Genomic DNA, 15,337 nt, shown 5'->3' on the forward strand with positions numbered 1-15,337 from the left:
GTTGTCAGTGGGGCGGGCCACAATGGTCCGCACAAGACCCGAACGTTGATCAGCATCGGCAAGCAGCAGGACGCAAGCGAAGGAGCCGCAGCCGCGATGGCCCGCCGTAGCACGAAGACCCCGCCGCCGGACGACTTCGAGGAGAGGATCCTCGACATCGACGTCGTCGACGAGATGCAGGGCTCCTTCCTTGAGTACGCGTACTCGGTCATCTACTCCCGCGCCCTCCCGGACGCCCGCGACGGCCTCAAGCCCGTGCACCGCCGCATCCTCTACCAGATGAACGAGATGGGCCTGCGCCCCGAGCGCAGCTACGTCAAGTGCGCCCGCGTCGTCGGCGAGGTGATGGGCAAGCTCCACCCGCACGGCGACGCCTCCATCTACGACGCCCTGGTGCGGATGGCGCAGTCCTTCTCCATGCGGCTGCCCCTGGTCGACGGCCACGGCAACTTCGGCTCGCTCGGCAACGACGACCCGCCCGCCGCCATGCGGTACACCGAGTGCAAGATGGCCTCGGCCACGTCCCTGATGACGGAGTCCATCGACGAGGACACCGTCGACTTCGCGCCGAACTACGACGGCCAGGAGCAGGAGCCGGTCGCCCTCCCGGCCGCGTACCCGAACCTGCTGGTCAACGGCGCGTCCGGGATCGCGGTCGGCATGGCGACGAACATGCCGCCGCACAACCTCGGCGAGGTGATCGCCGCCGCCCGCCACCTGATCAAGCACCCGAACGCGGACCTCGAAACGCTCATGCGGTTCGTGCCCGGCCCGGACCTGCCGACCGGCGGCCGGATCGTGGGCCTGGGCGGCATCCGGGACGCGTACGAGACCGGCCGCGGCACCTTCAAGATCCGCGCCACCGTCTCGGTCGAGAACGTCACCGCCCGCCGCAAGGGCCTGGTCGTCACGGAATTGCCGTTCGCGGTGGGCCCCGAGAAGGTCATCTCCAAGATCAAGGACCTGGTGGGCGCGAAGAAGCTCCAGGGCATCGCGGACGTGAAGGACCTCACCGACCGCGAGCACGGCCTGCGCCTGGTCATCGAGATCAAGAACGGCTTCAACCCGGAGGCCGTCCTGGAGCAGCTGTACAAGCTCACGGCCATGGAGGAGTCCTTCGGCATCAACAACGTCGCGCTGGTAGACGGCCAGCCGCTGACGCTGGGCCTGAAGGAGCTGCTGGAGGTCTACGTCGACCACCGCTTCGACGTGGTGCGCCGCCGCAGCGAGTTCCGGCGCACCAAGAAGCGCGACCGCCTCCACCTGGTCGAGGGCCTGCTGACGGCCCTGGTCGACATCGACGAGGTCATCCGCCTGATCCGCTCCAGCGACAACAGCGCCCAGGCCAAGGAGCGGCTGATCGACCGCTTCGCGCTCAGCGACATCCAGACGCAGTACATCCTCGACACCCCGCTGCGCCGCCTGACCAAGTTCGACCGCATCGAGCTGGAGTCCGAGCGGGACGCGCTCAAGGCCGACATCGAAAAGCTGACGAAGATCCTCGACTCGGACGCCGAGCTGCGCAAGCTGGTCTCCGGCGAGCTGGCCGCGGTGGCCAAGAAGTACGGCACGGACCGGCGTACGGTCCTGCTGGAGTCGGCGGGCGCCCCGGTGGCCGCCGTGCCGCTGGAGGTCGCCGACGACCCGTGCCGGGTGCTGCTGTCCTCGACGGGGCTGCTGGCCCGTACGGCCAACGGCGGGGTGAGCTTCGACGCGGAGGCCAAGCGCGTCAAGCACGACGTGATCGTCTCGGCGGTGCCGGCCACCACGCGCGGCGAGGTGGGCGCGGTGACGTCCGCCGGCCGGCTGCTGCGCCTCCAGGTGGTCGACCTGCCCCAGCTGCCGGACACGGTCGCGGCGCCGAACCTGTCGGGCGGCGCGCCGGTCGCGGAGTTCCTCAGCCTCCAGGAGGACGAGGAGCTGATCTGCCTGATGACGCTCGACGAGTCCTCGCCGGGCCTGGCGCTCGGCACCCTGCAGGGCATCGTCAAGCGGGTGGTACCGGACTATCCGTCCCACAAGGAGGAGTTGGAGGTCATCACCCTCAAGGACGGCGACCGCATCGTGGGCGCGGCCGAGCTGCGTACCGGCGAGGAGGACCTGGTCTTCATCACCGACGAGGCGCAGCTGCTGCGCTATCCGGCGGGGCAGGTGCGGCCGCAGGGCCGGCCCGCGGGCGGCATGGCGGGCGTCAAGCTGGGCCCGGACGCGAAGGTCATCTTCTTCTCGGCCGTCGACCCGGCCGCCGACGCCATGGTCTTCACGGTCTCCGGTTCGCACGGCACCCTCGACGACTCGGTCTCGACGGCCAAGCTCACCCCCTTCGACCAGTACCCGCGCAAGGGCCGGGCGACCGGCGGCGTGCGCTGCCAGCGGTTCCTGAAGGGCGAGGACTGCCTGTCGCTGGCCTGGGCCGGCCCCGCGCCGGTACGGGCCGCGGACGCCAAGGGCTCCCCGGTCCCCCTGCCGGACCCGGACCCGCGGCGCGACGGCTCGGGCGTACCGCTGACGAAGCCGGTGACGGCGCTGGCGGGGCCGGTGTAGCGGACGGGTCGGGGGGACGCCGGGCCCCGGGCGGCTTTTGCCGGCCCGGGGCCCGTTGCCCGGGGGACGCTGTCTCGCGTGGCCTACGGCTCGTCGGATTCCTCGGGCTCGCCCGGAACGAAGTCATCGGGGCCGTCAAGGTGGTCGGGGTCGCTACCGGTCGGTACGTACCGCAGCACTCCCCACATGCTGTCCGGCTCGGCGCGCTCCGGCCCCGTCTCCCGGCAGTCCGCCAGCTCCTTGCGCAGCGCCGCCGCGTCGACGCCGCTGCCGATCATGACGAGCTGAGTGCGCCGCTCCTCGTCCGGCTGCCACGGCGACGGGTAGAAGCGCAGGAAGTCGCCGACCGCGTGCACGGCGAACTTCTGCCGGTTCTCCGGTACGTCGAAGTGGACGAAGCCCTTGATCCGGTAGAGGCCCGCGGGCCTGCTGTCGAGGAAGGCCATGAGCCGGCGCGGATTCATCGGCTCGTCCGACTCGAACTCGACGCTCTGGTAGGCGGCGTGGAGGTGCCGGCCGTGGTTGTGGCCGCACCCCGACCCGCCGCACCCCTGCCCGTCGCACTCCGGCCCATGAGCCTCGGCCGCCCCCTCCGCACCGGCTTCCGCTTCCGCCGCCGCTTCCGCTTCCGCCTCCTCGCGGAACAGGTCCTCGAAGGACAGCTGGCGCACCGCTTCGTCCGCCTCGTCACGCGGCTTGCGGTCGAAGAACAGCTCCGGGTCGATCCGCCCGTACGCGGCGGGCACGACCGGTGTCCCCGGGCTCAGCTCGGCGAGGGTGGCCAGCAGCGTGCGCTGCTCCGCCTCCCCGATCCGGTCGGCCTTGTTCAGGACCACCAGGTCGGCGACGGCCACATGCCGGTCGATCTCCGGATGCCGGGCCCGGGTGGCCGCGAACTCGGCCGCGTCGACGACCTCGGTGAGCCCGCCGTAGACGATCCGGTCGTTCTCGCTGGCCAGGATCATGCGGATGAGTTCCTGGGGCTCGGCCAGCCCGCTGGCCTCGATGACGATCACGTCGATACGGGCCGTCGGACGGGCCAGTCGCTCCAGGTACTCGTCCAGTTCGCTGGTGTCCACCGCGCAGCACAGGCAGCCGTTGCCCAGCGAGACCATCGAGTCGACCTGTCCCGCCACCGTCATGGCGTCGATCTCGATGCTGCCGAAGTCGTTGACGACCGCGCCGACGCGGCTGCCGCCGCTGCGGCCCAGCAGGTGGTTGAGCAGGGTCGTCTTGCCGGAGCCGAGGAATCCGGCGAGCACGATGACCGGGATCTGTCGCGGGGCCTGCGGGGCCAAGGGGGCGCCTCCATCGTCGTACGTCGGTGCGGCGGCGCGCCGTCGGCCTGCGTCGGCCTGGCGCGCCGTCAGGTCAGCGCGGCGGGCACCGGCTGCGGCGGGGGCGGACCCACATAGCGGGCCGCCGGACGGATGATCTTCGAGTCGTCCGCCTGCTCCAGGATATTGGCGCTCCACCCGATCACCCGCGCCGCGCAGAACGTGGGGGTGAACATCTCCCGCGGCAGGCCGCACAGCTCCATCACCACGCCCGCGTAGAACTCGACGTTGGTGTGCAGCTCCCGGCCCGGCTTCAGCTCGGCGAGCAGCGCCTCGACCCGCTCCTCCACCCGTACCGCGAAGTCCACGAGCGGCCCCCCGAAGCCGCGCGCGATGTCCCGCAGCATCCGCGAGCGCGGGTCCTCGGTGCGGTAGACGGGGTGCCCGAAGCCCATGATCCGTTCCCCCGAGCGGACGCGTTCGCGGATCCAGGGGTCGATACGGTCCGGGCTGCCGATGGCGTCGAGGGCGTCCAGGGCCCGGCTGGGCGCGCCGCCGTGCAGCGGTCCGGAGAGCGCGCCGACGGCACCGGCCAGGCAGGCGGCGAGGTCGGCGCCGGTGGAGGCGATGACGCGGGCGGTGAAGGTCGAGGCGTTGAAGCCGTGGTCGACGGTGGAGATCAGGTAGCGCTCGATGGCGCTCGCGCGCTCGGGGTCCGGTTCCTCGCCGGTGAGCATGTAGAGGTAGTTGGCGGCGTACGGAAGGTCGTCCCGCGGCTCGACCGGCGCCAGGCCACGGCCGAGGCGGTGGAGCGCGGTGAGGATGGTGGGCACGGCGGCGCTCGCGGTGAGCGCGTCCGCGCCGCGCTGTCCGGCGTCGATGTCGTACAGGGGCCGGAAGCCCGCGGCGGCGCCGAGCAGGGAGAGCGCGGTGCGCAGGCCGGCGAGCGGGCCGCTGCGGGCGCCCGCGCGGGCGATGCCGGGCAGGGCGTCCCGTACGGCGTCGGGCAGGTGGCGCAGGGGCACCGTCTCCGCCATGAAGGCGGCGCGCCGCTCCGTGTCCGGCAGGGAACCGCGGAGCATCAGGTGCCAGACGTCCTCGAAGGTACGGCTCTGCGCGAGCTCCACGGCGGAGTACTGGCGGTAGTGGTAGAAGCCCTCCCCGCCTCGAACGTCTCCCAGCTCGGTCTCCGTGACGATCACGCCGGCGAGGCCGCGGGGGACGTCGACGGTGGTGTGTGGATCGGTGGTGGACATGGTGGGTGCTGCCTTTCCGTGTTCGCTGCTCTAACGGCTCTATCGGCCCTTACGGCCCTTACGGCTGACGGCTTCCGAGCTCCCGGTGCTGCGGGAGCGTTCCGGGCTTCTGCATGTTGATGCGACTGTCCATGCTTGACTCAATAGCTGTCAATATTGATTGAATCAATGCACAGGTCGCGACGAATCGATACGGTGGGCGTCATGGCGGAGCAGAAAACTCAGGGCAGCGACGGGGCGGAGCGGCGGCTGAGCACGCGGGAGGCGGCCGACCGGCTGGGCGTGAAGCCGGAGACGGTGTACGCGTACGTCAGCCGTGGCCAGCTGACCAGCCGACGGAATCCCGGGGGACGCGGCAGCACCTTCGACGCCGCGGAGGTGGAGGCGCTCGCCCGGCGCGGCGCCCGCCGCGAACCGGCCGCCCAGGGCGGCGACCTGGCCATCCGTACCGGCATCACCCTCATCGACCAGGACCGCTGCTACTTCCGTGGCGTGGACACGTCCGAGCTGGCCGCCCGTTACGGCTACGAGGAGGTCGCCGACTGGCTCTGGACCGGCGTGCTGCGTCCCGGCGTCCGCTTCACCTCCCCGGAGGACGCGCTCGCCGCCGCGCGTCGGGCCGTCGGTGCGCTGCCCGCGCACAGCGGCCCGATGGACCGGCTGCGCGTCGCGGTGGTGGCGGCGGCCTCGGCCGATCCGCTGCGCTTCGACCTGTCCGAGGACGCCGTCCTGGGTACGGCGCGCGCACTGATCCCCGTCCTCGTGGACTCCCTGCCGCACCTGGGCACCCCGGACGGCCACGCCTCCGCCCCGCTCCCCCGCCGCCTGTGGTCGCGCCTCACCGCGGAACGCTCCGACGAGCCGTCACTTCGCGCGCTGGACGCGGCACTTACCCTCCTGATCGACCACGACCTCGCCGCTTCCACCCTGGCCGCCCGGGTGGCCGCCTCCGCGCGGGCGCATCCGTACGCCGTGGTGTCGGCGGGATTCGGCGCGCTGGACGGTCCCCTGCACGGCGCCGCGAGCGGCCTGGCGCACCGCATGCTGCTGGAGGTGCTGGAGCGGGGCAGCGCGGCGGCCGTGGTCGCGGACCACCTGCGCGCCGGCCGCCGGGTGCCCGGCCTCGGCCACCGCGTCTACCAGGGCGAAGATCCGCGCGCCCGCGCCCTGTTCCGCCTCCTGAAGGACGTACCGCAAGCCGGACCGGCCCTGGACGCGGCCCGCGAAGTCGCCGCCACGACCGCCCGCCACACCACCCTGCACGCCAACGTCGATCTCGCACTGGCCGTCCTGACCGTCTCCTCCGGCATGACTCCCGAAGCCGGCGAAACGGTCTTCGCGGTGGCCCGCACGGCCGGCTGGATCGCCCACGCGCTGGAGGAGTACGAGGAGCACCCGCTACGCATGCGCCCGAGCGGCCACTACCAGGGGCCGCGCCCGCCCCAGCCGATGCCGTGAACGGGGAAAGGGCTGCCTCCCCTTGATGGTTTCCGATAGCGGATTCCGGTCGCTCCACGACAGGTTAGGGTTACCTATGTGAGCACGTGCGCAACCGCTTCCCGCGATGCCGCCGAGCCCGTCGCAGGCACCTCGGCAACCGCCCGGACCTGGCTGCTCGTCGAGCAGACCGGCCCCTGGGGCACCGAGGCGCTGACCGAGAGCCACCTCGATCCCCGCATCGGGCGCGCCCTGGAAGCGGCCGCGGACGGCACGGGCGTACGCGTCGCCCTCATCCGGCGACCGGGCCGCCACGCCGACTGCCACGGCTCCACCGCCCGCCGCGCCTTCCTCGCACATACCGCACCGGGCCGCTCCTGGATGCGCACCGCCGCCCTCACCGGTCCCGAAGCGCTGCTGTCCCTCGACTTCGCACGACTGGGGGCGGGTGAACACGACGGACTCTGGGACCCGTACACCGGCGATCCCCTGGTCTTCGTCTGCACCAACGGCAAGCGTGACCGCTGCTGCGCCCTCCTCGGCCGGCCGCTGGCCGCCGAACTGGCCGTCAGCGGAACCGAGGCGTGGGAGATCACCCACATCGGCGGCCACCGCTTCTCCCCCACCCTCTTCGTACTCCCCTACGGCTACGCCTACGGGCGGGCCTCCGCCCCGCTGGTCAAGGACGCCGTGGAGTCGGCACGCTCGGGCCGCATCCTGCTCGACCACTGCCGGGGCCGCTCCACCTGGGAACGCCCTGCACAGGCCGCCGACCTCGCCGTACGGGAGCTGATACGCGAGGACCGGGCGGACGCGCTCGATGTCGTACGGACGGAAGTCGCACCGCCGTCCGGCTCCGGCGAGGTGAAGGAGGGCGCGGCCCGGGGAGGCGCGGCCCGGGGAGGCGCGGCCCGGGGAGGCCCGGGCGGAAAGGGCCCCGCCCGGGCGACCGACCCTCACGCTTCGCCTGCCGCCCCGGCCTGGGCCGTCACGGTCGCGCACCGGGACGGCCGGTCCTGGCGGGTCACGGTGGAGCAGCGCACCGACGGAGCACCCGCACCGGCCAGTTGCGGGCTTCCGCTCGGGAGGCCGGCCCGTATGGCCGTGCTGTCCGTACGGGCCCTCGCCCACCCCTCCTCCCGCCCTTCCCCGCCCTGACCGAGGTGCGGTTATCCCCACCACCAAGTGGTGGCCCGCCGGATGGGCAGCGGCATCAGTGGACGGCGATCGTGGATCCCGGAGAACCACTTGAGCCGAAGGGGGAACGGTGAGTCGTTTCATGGAACGCGGCTTTGCGCGCCGTACGTTGCTGGTCGGCGCGGCAGCGGCCGGTGCGGCGGCGACCAGTGCGGCAACGCCCGGTGCGACGGCGTGGGCAGGCACGGGGGAAGCCGTCGCCGGTGGGTGGAAGGGGCCGGCGGAACAGTCCGCAGTGGCCGCCGAAACCGCCCGCCTGGAGCGCGCGCTGATCAAGCTGCGGCGCGACATCCACCGGCACCCCGAGGCCCCGGGACAGGAACAGCGCACGGCCGCTGTGGTGGCCCGGGAGTTGCGGGCGGCAGGGCTGACCGTCACCACCGGAGTGGGCGGCCATGGAGTCGTCGGTGTCCTGCGGGGCTCACGTCCGGGCCGGACCGTTGCCTACCGGGCGGACATGGACGCGGTGCCGCCCAAGGACATCGTCGGTACGGGCCCCGCACCGGCCCACGTCTGCGGCCACGACGTCCACACGGCGGTGGCCATCGGCGTGGCCCGGGTCCTGGCACGGCTGCGGCACCGGCTGAGCGGGACAGCGGTCTTCCTTTTCCAGCCCGCCGAAGAGACCCTGTCCGGCGCCCGCGCACTGATCGACGCGGGTGTACTGGAGCGTTTGGGCATCGAGGAGATCCACGCGCTCCACTGCGGGTCGTTCCCGGTCGGCCGGTTCGCCGTGACGCCGGGCTACGGGATGCCGGGCCAGGACAAGGCGGAGGTGACGCTCTCCGGCCCGGACGCGTCCGAGGCCGCGCGGCGCCTGGCCGGCGACATCGGCGCCCTGGCGACGGTGGCCCTGCCGCGGTCCCCGGCGGACCTGGAGCGTCTGGTCGCCGACGCCCAGACGCCCGACGGACCGCTGGCCCGGTTCGTGGCCGTCCGGACCTCGGCCGAGAAGGCCCGGGTGAGTGTGTCCTACCGATGCTGGCCGCAGGAACAGTACGTGGAGGTCCGCGAGGACATCCGCCGAGCGGCCAGGCCGTACGCGGGAGCCGGAGTACGCTTCCCCGCCGAGCCGTTCCCGGCCATGGTCTGCCCGGCCCGCGACGCCCGCCTGCTCGCCCGCCACCTGCGCCGCACCGTGGGCCGGGGCATGGTCACCGAGCTTCGCGCTGCCTTCCCTCCTTTCAGCGGCGAGGACTTCGCCCTCTACTTGAACCGGATACCCGGCACCTACACGTTCCTCGGCGTCCGCGCCCCCGGCGCACCCATCACCACGAGCTACCCGCACTACCCCGACTTCTCCCCGGACGAGCGCGCCATCGGCGTCGGCGTACGGGCGATGGCCGGCTGGATCGCGGAGCGCACCCGCCCGGCACGGGAGCAGCCGGGCGGAAGCACACCCCAGGACGGCTGACCCCGCTCCCGTGAACACCACCCGCCCGTCCGAGCGCGCGAACCCGGCCCCCTGGCTGCCCCGCCGGAAGCGGCCCTTCAGCACTGCCAGAGAAACGCAGCCTCACCACAGCCCCGGCAACAGAACACATAACCACGCCCCATCCCACCGAAGTTCGCCGAGGTCCTGTGGTCGTACCCCTCTTCGAGCTCGGCCGTGAAGGTCATGCGGGCGCCGCAGGAGGGGCAGTCAGGAGTCTCGTCGTGCTGGATCCAGTCGGGTTCGCCGCCCAGCCGACCCAGGACCGGCTCGTCGGTGGGGCTGCCGTCAGGGTGGATGCGCAGCGCGGTGACGGCACCGAGCAGCGTCTCGCCCTCGGCCGGAACCGTCGCCGCCGCGAGCCGGCCGGTGAACAGGCAAGCCCGGTTGGCGCCGCCCGTAGCGTCCCAGTCGTCGCACATGCCGGGGTCGTTCTGGCACAGGAACACCGCGATCACCCCGTCCTCGACGGGAAGGTGAGCCAGGAACTGCATGGCTCCATCGCACTCGCGGCACTGCGGCCAGACGAATCCGTCCGGGACAAGCGGCACTCCACCGGTGCGCAGCACGGGTTCGTCGGACACGGCTTCCCCGCCGTGGATGAGCAGCATGATCACAGCCTAGGTACGGCGCGCCCAGCACCGGATCAGCAGCCCCATCACTCCACCACATCGGTCCATCCACCCCCTGAAGAGATCCTCACCGACGGAAGTCCCGCCGTCACACTCCGAAATTAAGCAGCTACGCCCGGTCCCCGAAACCCCTGTGGACAACCGCTGCTCCGCTTGTCCACAGGGCTTGCCGAGCACCGGCCGTCGTGCTGTCCTCCGGCCCCGGACGGGCTGACCACCTGCCGGTCCCCGCCTTCGCCTACTGTTCGTTCGTATGGGCGCAAAGGGCGAGATCAGCGCGCAGCCCGGCGCGGGCCGGGCCGCCGGCGGCGGGCTCCGCGCCGCGCTGTCACGGCTGCGCGCCCGCCTGGGCTGGCCGCGCCGCGTCTTCGCGCAGGTGCTGCTGATGCAGCTGGCCATCGCCACCGGCGTCACCGCGCTCGCCACCGGCCTCTTCCTCGCCCCGCTCGGCGCGCAGCTCGACGACCAGGCGATGCGCCGCGCTCTGGCCATCGCCCAGACCACCGCCGCCGAGTCCCGCCTCGACGACGCGCTGGAGAGCTCCGAGCCCGGGCCCGGCGGGCCCGTGCAGAGCGAGGCGGAACGGATCCGCCGGGCGACCGGGGCGGAGTACGTCGTGATCATGGACGTACACGGAGTGCGCTGGTCCCACACCGACCCGGGCCAGATCGGCCGGCATGTCTCCACCGACCCCGACGATGTCCTGGCGGGCCAGGAGGTCATGGAGATCGACGAGGGCACCCTCGGCCGTTCCGCGCGCGGCAAGGTTCCGCTGCGGGACGAGCGGGGGAAGATCGTCGGCGCCGTCTCGGTCGGCATCGCTTACGAGAACGTGCAGCAACTGCTGCTGGCCACCGTGCCACAGCTGCTCGCCTACGCGGGCGGGGCGCTCGCCGTCGGCGCGCTGGCCGCCTACCTCGTCGCCCGGCGGCTCCAGCGCCGCACTCATGACCTGGCCTTCTCCGACATCTCCGCCCTGCTCGCCGAGCGCGAGGCGATGCTGCACGGCATCCGGGAGGGGTTCGTGGCGCTCGACCGGCACGGCCGCATCCGGCTGCTGAACGACGAGGCGCAGCGCCTGCTCGACCTGCGCGCCGAGGACACCGGCCGGCCGCTGACGGAGGCCCTGCCGCCCGGCCGTACCGCCGAGGTCCTGTCCGGGCGGGTGCGCGGCGCCGACCTGCTCACCGTCAGCGGACAGCGGGTGCTGGTGGCCAACCGGATGCCGACCGACGACGGCGGGGCGGTGGTGACGCTGCGCGACCGCACCGAGCTGGAGCGGCTGGGCCGCGAGCTGGACGGCACCCGCGGCCTCATCGACGCGCTCCGCGCCCAGGATCATGAGCACGCCAACCGCCTCCACACGCTGCTCGGCCTCCTGGAGCTGGGGCTGCACGAGGAGGCCGTGGAATTCGTGACCGAGGCCGTCGGCGTACATCGGGCGACCGCCGAGCAGGTCACCGAGCGGGTGCACGATCCGCTGCTGGCGTCCCTCCTGGTCGGCAAGGCGACCGTCGCCACCGAGCGCGGCGTCTCGCTGGGCATCGCGCCCGGCAGCCGCCTGCCGGACCGTGTGGTGGACCCGCGTGGCCTGGTCACCGTCCTGGGCAACCTGGTCGACAACGCCCTGGACGCCACGGCCGGCCGCCCCGGAGCGCGCGTCGAGGTGGAGCTTCGCGCCGAGGGGCGCACCGCTGTGGTCCGGGTCCGTGACAACGGTCCCGGAGTGCCCGCGTCCCGGCGTACGGAGATCTTCACCGAGGGCTGGACGACCAAGGAGCCCCCGGCCCACGGGCAGCGCGGCATCGGCCTGGCGCTCGTACGCCGTCTCGCCGAACGGTACGGAGGCACCGCCGAGGTGGGCGACCGTCCCGGAGGTGGCGCGGAGTTCACCGTCACCCTCCCGGACGCGCTGTCCGACGCGCTCACCACCGGCCCGGAAGCCACCCACGCCACCGGAGCCACGTACGACACAGGAGCCCCCCGATGATCGACGTACTGGTCGTGGACGACGACACCCGGGTCGCCGAGATCAACGCCGCGTACGTCGCGAAGATCCCGGGCTTCCGCGTCAGCCGTCTCGCCCACTCCGCCGCCGAGGCACTGGCCGCCCTGGAGACGGCCCCCGTCGACCTCGTCCTGCTGGACCACTACCTCCCCGACGAGACCGGCCTCCAGCTCGTGGCGCGGCTGCGGCAGCGCGGCGTCCAGACCGACGTGATCATGGTGACCGCGGCCCGCGACATCGCGACCGTCCAGGCAGCCATGCGCCAGGGCGCGCTGCAGTACCTGGTCAAGCCGTTCACCTTCGCCGGGCTGCGTCACAAGCTGGAGGGGTACGCGGCGCTCCACCGCACCTTCGAGGGCGGTGGCCAGGCCGAACAGTCCGAGGTCGACCGGATCTTCGGGGCTCTGGGGTCCGCCGGCGCCGGGCCCGCCGAGCTGCCCAAGGGGCATTCGGCGGCGACCGCCGACCGCGTACGGGCCGTCCTGCGCACGGCCGACGAGCCGCTGTCCGCCCAGGATGTGGCCCGGCAGGCGGGGCTCAGCCGGCAGACCGCGCAGCGCTACCTCAAGCTCCTCGAACGTGCCGGGCGGATCCGGCTCAGCCTTCGGTACGGAGAGACCGGCCGCCCCGAGCACCGCTACCTCTGGGTCTGACCGATGGGGGCCGACCCGACGAGGTCCGGCCCGATGGGGTCCGGCCCGAGGATGTCCGACCCGATGGGATCCGACCCGATCAGGTGATGGACGACTCGGGCGGTTGTGCGAGACCGTGGCGGTAGGCGTAGTGGATCGCCTGGGCCCGGTCCCGCAGCCCGGCCTTGGCGAAGAGGTTGTTGATGTGGGTCTTCACGGTCGCGTTCGAGACGTGCAGCGACCGGGCGATCTCCGGGTTGGACAGTCCCTCGGCGACCAGCCGCAGCACCTCCACCTCGCGTGCGGTCAGCCCGTCCGGGGACTCCGCCGGTGCCGCCGCGGCGGGCCGCCGGGGCTCGGCGAACCGCTCCAGCAGCCGCCGCTGCACCTTCGGCGACAGCCCCGCCTCGCCCGACAGGACGTCCTCGATGGCCCGCACGATCTCGTCGCCGTCCGCGTCCTTGGTCAGATAGCCGCGGGCGCCGGCCTCCAGCGCGGGAAAGAGGTGGTCGTCGTCGGCGTAGGTCGTCAGCACCACGACCTCGGTGCCCGGGTGTTCCGTACGGATGCGCCGGGTGGCCTCGACGCCGTCGCAGCGGGGCATCCGGAGGTCCATCAGCACCACGTCCGGGGTCAGTTCGGCGGCGAGCCGTACGGCCTCCTCGCCGTCCCCGGCCGAACCCACGACCTCGATACCCGGCAGCAGCCCCAGCAGCATCACGATTCCCTCGCGCACCACGGTCTGGTCGTCGGCGACCACCACCCGCGCCGTCATGCCGGCACCCGCAACCGCACCACGAAACCCTCCTCCTCGGGACCGGAGTCCAGCGTTCCGCCGAGGAGTTCGGCGCGCTCCCGCATCCCCAGCAGACCGTACCCGGAACCGGACGAGCCGAGATCATCCAGGGCTCCCGGTCCGTCGCCGCGCGGCTTCCTGCGCGCCCCGGAGTCCCGTACCTCCAGCCCGACTTCGCTCTCCGCGTAGTCGAGGCGTACGGTCACCCGCGCGCCCGGCGCGTGCTTCCGTACGTTCGTCAGCGCCTCCTGCGCCACCCTGCGCAGCGCCAGAGCGGCCTCGGGAGAGAGCTCGCGCCGCTCCCCCGTCACCTCCAGGCGGGCACCCTCGGCGGCCGTGAGGTTGTGCAGGTAGTCCTCCACCGGGGCCATCTCGCCGCGCAGCGCCGACAGCGCCTGGCGCGTGCCGTCCAGCCCCTCCCGGGCCATGCCCCGCGCGGCCACGACCCGCTCCAGAACCTGCTGCCGCTCCGCCTCCAGGTCGTCGCTGCGCTGGATCAGCAGCCGCGCCGCTTCCAAGTGCACCAACTGCGCACTCAGACTGTGCGCCAGTACGTCATGGATCTCGCGGGCGATACGGCTCCGCTCGGCCAGCGCCGCCGTCTCGGCCTCGGCCTTGCGGGCGGCCCGTTCCTGGGTCAGCAGCCGCTGGGCGTTGCCCCGCGCCTCCGAGTCCAGCCGCAGGACGTACCCGGCCAGTCCGAGCCCGATGACGGTCGTCGCGGTCGACAGCCAGTCGTCGGGGCTGCGCAGGGTGTACGCCCCCAGGGAGACGGCCATGGCCGGCAGCGCCGCCGCCAGCGGCAGCCGCTCCATCGAGATGACGGCGGTGGCGCCCCACACCACGGCGGCCGGCGCCTTCGCGCCCTCCAGGTGGAACCAGAGGGCGCCGGTCTCCAGCAGTGCCAGCAGCCCGAGCGCGGGCCACAGCCGGTGCTGGAGCGTCGTACGGAAGAAGCCCCACAGGGCCAGGCCGCACAGCGCGACCGTGGCCAGTCCCAGGAGCACGCCGGCCCCGCGGAACTCCCGGTTCACCAGGGCGCTCCAGAGCAGGGCCGCCATCACCAGGACGCGGATGCCGCGTCCGATCCACAGCCGGGTCGTGCTGAACCCCGCCCGGGACAGCGCCTCCCGCAGGGGCCAGCTCGTCCAGATACTCAGCGGCACAAACGATCCTTCCGGCAGGTGGCTCCCGAGGCCCGGCCGCCGGTGCGTACGGCCGGGACGCGGCCACGCGGCCTCAGCCACCGGCAGCAACACGGTACGTCGGCCGCAGCGTCTGAGCCCGCCAGGCCATGGTGCCCGTTCGGGCCAGCAGTGTGGCGGCCACGGACAGCATCGTGGACTGACTGCCCAGGTGGATTCCGGCCAGTACCGCGACGCCGTACAGACCGAAACGCAGCGCCGCGCCGAGCACCCAGGCGACGGCGGTCACCGGGCGGCCCGCCGACCAGACCGCACCGTCCTCGTCGGTCCAGATGCGCATCGTCCATGCCCAGGCCGCGCCGGTGAGCAGCCCGAGGACGACGCCGACGGCCAGCAGGACCACGGACCCGGTGGGGTGCGCGCTGTCGAGCAGGCCCGGCTCGCGCACCGCCATGATCGCGAGGATGCCGGGCAGCAGCCACCAGCGCCGGCCGTCCGCCTCCAGCCGCTGGGGTTTCAGCTGCCGTACGACCATCACCGCGATGACCACGACGATGACGAGAACGTTGAGCGAGCCGCTCATGACCTGGGCCTCCGTGGCACGGGAACAACAACGGTCCCGACGCTACGGAGCACGGCCCACCGCCCGGATCGGCGTACGGGTGGGCCGCGGGTGGAAAAAGCGGCGGGTGCCCCTCCACCCACGGGTGGACAGGCGCCCGTACCGGCGTGCGCTGCGCTTCTTGCCGTCAGGTGTCGATGCGGGAGCGGTCGAGGGTGGCGGCGGAGCTGGTGATGAATTCGCGGCGGGGGGCGACGTCGTTGCCCATGAGGAGGTCGAAGACGCGTTCGGCGGCGTCCAGCTCGCCGATGTTGATGCGCCGCAGGGTGCGGTGGCGGGGGTCCATGGTGGTCTCGGCGAGCTGGTCGGCGTCCATCTCGCCCAGGCCCTTGTAGCGCTGGATGCTGTCCTTGTAGCGG

At 72.7% G+C, this 15,337-nt stretch carries 12 protein-coding genes and 1 pseudogene; 6 read left to right on the forward strand and 7 right to left on the reverse strand.

What is annotated here, in order from left to right:
* The first annotated feature begins 96 nt into the window (after positions 1 to 96).
* Positions 97 to 2,544, forward strand: a complete 2,448-nt coding sequence (locus tag IH45_RS0131510; RefSeq protein WP_030676322.1) for a DNA gyrase/topoisomerase IV subunit A — start codon at positions 97 to 99, stop codon at positions 2,542 to 2,544.
* A gap of 83 nt (positions 2,545 to 2,627) precedes the next feature.
* Here the strand turns inward: IH45_RS0131510 and IH45_RS0131515 are convergent, their stop codons facing one another.
* Both IH45_RS0131515 and IH45_RS0131520 read right to left on the reverse strand, forming a co-directional pair.
* Positions 2,628 to 3,842, reverse strand: a complete 1,215-nt coding sequence (locus IH45_RS0131515; RefSeq protein WP_030676325.1) for a CobW family GTP-binding protein — start codon at positions 3,840 to 3,842, stop codon at positions 2,628 to 2,630.
* A gap of 68 nt (positions 3,843 to 3,910) precedes the next feature.
* Positions 3,911 to 5,077, reverse strand: coding sequence for a citrate synthase/methylcitrate synthase (locus tag IH45_RS0131520; RefSeq protein WP_030676327.1), 1,167 nt, complete (start codon positions 5,075 to 5,077; stop codon positions 3,911 to 3,913).
* Between the two features lie 204 nt (positions 5,078 to 5,281).
* Between IH45_RS0131520 and IH45_RS0131525 the strand changes: the two genes are divergently transcribed.
* From IH45_RS0131525 to IH45_RS0131535, 3 genes are all read left to right on the forward strand, one after another.
* Entirely contained in the window at positions 5,282 to 6,535 is a 1,254-nt protein-coding gene (locus IH45_RS0131525; RefSeq protein WP_030676329.1) for a citrate/2-methylcitrate synthase, read from the forward strand.
* Between the two features lie 78 nt (positions 6,536 to 6,613).
* A complete protein-coding gene (locus IH45_RS0131530; RefSeq protein ID WP_030676332.1) occupies positions 6,614 to 7,672 on the forward strand; it encodes a sucrase ferredoxin in 1,059 nt (352 codons plus the stop codon).
* Positions 7,673 to 7,793: 121 nt separating this feature from the next.
* Entirely contained in the window at positions 7,794 to 9,125 is a 1,332-nt protein-coding gene (locus tag IH45_RS0131535; RefSeq protein WP_030676334.1) for a M20 metallopeptidase family protein, read from the forward strand.
* A 77-nt stretch (positions 9,126 to 9,202) separates the two neighbouring features.
* Here the strand turns inward: IH45_RS0131535 and IH45_RS0131540 are convergent, their stop codons facing one another.
* Positions 9,203 to 9,754, reverse strand: a complete 552-nt coding sequence (locus IH45_RS0131540) for a hypothetical protein (RefSeq protein WP_030676338.1) — start codon at positions 9,752 to 9,754, stop codon at positions 9,203 to 9,205.
* A gap of 274 nt (positions 9,755 to 10,028) precedes the next feature.
* On the opposite strand from IH45_RS0131540, the gene IH45_RS0131545 reads away from it, so the two are divergent.
* Complete coding sequence (locus IH45_RS0131545; protein ID WP_030676340.1) at positions 10,029 to 11,765, forward strand: sensor histidine kinase; 1,737 nt, start codon at positions 10,029 to 10,031, stop codon at positions 11,763 to 11,765.
* Positions 11,762 to 12,436 carry a DUF7342 family protein gene (locus IH45_RS0131550; RefSeq protein ID WP_030676343.1) on the forward strand — a complete coding sequence of 225 codons (675 nt, stop codon included), beginning with the start codon at positions 11,762 to 11,764 and terminating at the stop codon, positions 12,434 to 12,436. The genes IH45_RS0131545 and IH45_RS0131550 overlap by 4 nt, the downstream gene beginning before the upstream one ends.
* 79 nt (positions 12,437 to 12,515) lie before the next feature.
* On the opposite strand, the gene IH45_RS0131555 is transcribed toward IH45_RS0131550, so the two are convergent.
* The 4 genes and pseudogenes from IH45_RS0131555 to IH45_RS0131570 form a co-directional block, all read right to left on the reverse strand.
* Positions 12,516 to 13,190 (reverse strand): response regulator transcription factor, encoded by a 675-nt coding sequence (locus IH45_RS0131555; protein WP_030676346.1) that lies wholly within the window; start codon positions 13,188 to 13,190, stop codon positions 12,516 to 12,518.
* A complete protein-coding gene (locus IH45_RS0131560) occupies positions 13,187 to 14,377 on the reverse strand; it encodes a sensor histidine kinase (RefSeq protein ID WP_030676348.1) in 1,191 nt (396 codons plus the stop codon). Before IH45_RS0131560 ends, IH45_RS0131555 begins: the two co-directional genes overlap by 4 nt.
* A gap of 73 nt (positions 14,378 to 14,450) precedes the next feature.
* The gene (locus IH45_RS0131565) at positions 14,451 to 14,939 is read right to left on the reverse strand and encodes a hypothetical protein (RefSeq protein WP_030676350.1); all 489 of its coding nucleotides are present in this window, start codon (positions 14,937 to 14,939) and stop codon (positions 14,451 to 14,453) included.
* A gap of 166 nt (positions 14,940 to 15,105) precedes the next feature.
* Positions 15,106 to 15,337, reverse strand: a pseudogene (locus IH45_RS0131570) (DNA topoisomerase IV subunit B); the annotation flags it as partial.

The sequence above is a fragment of the Streptomyces rimosus subsp. rimosus genome, assembly GCF_000720725.1.
Classification (GTDB): Bacteria; Actinomycetota; Actinomycetes; order Streptomycetales; family Streptomycetaceae; genus Streptomyces; species Streptomyces rimosus_A.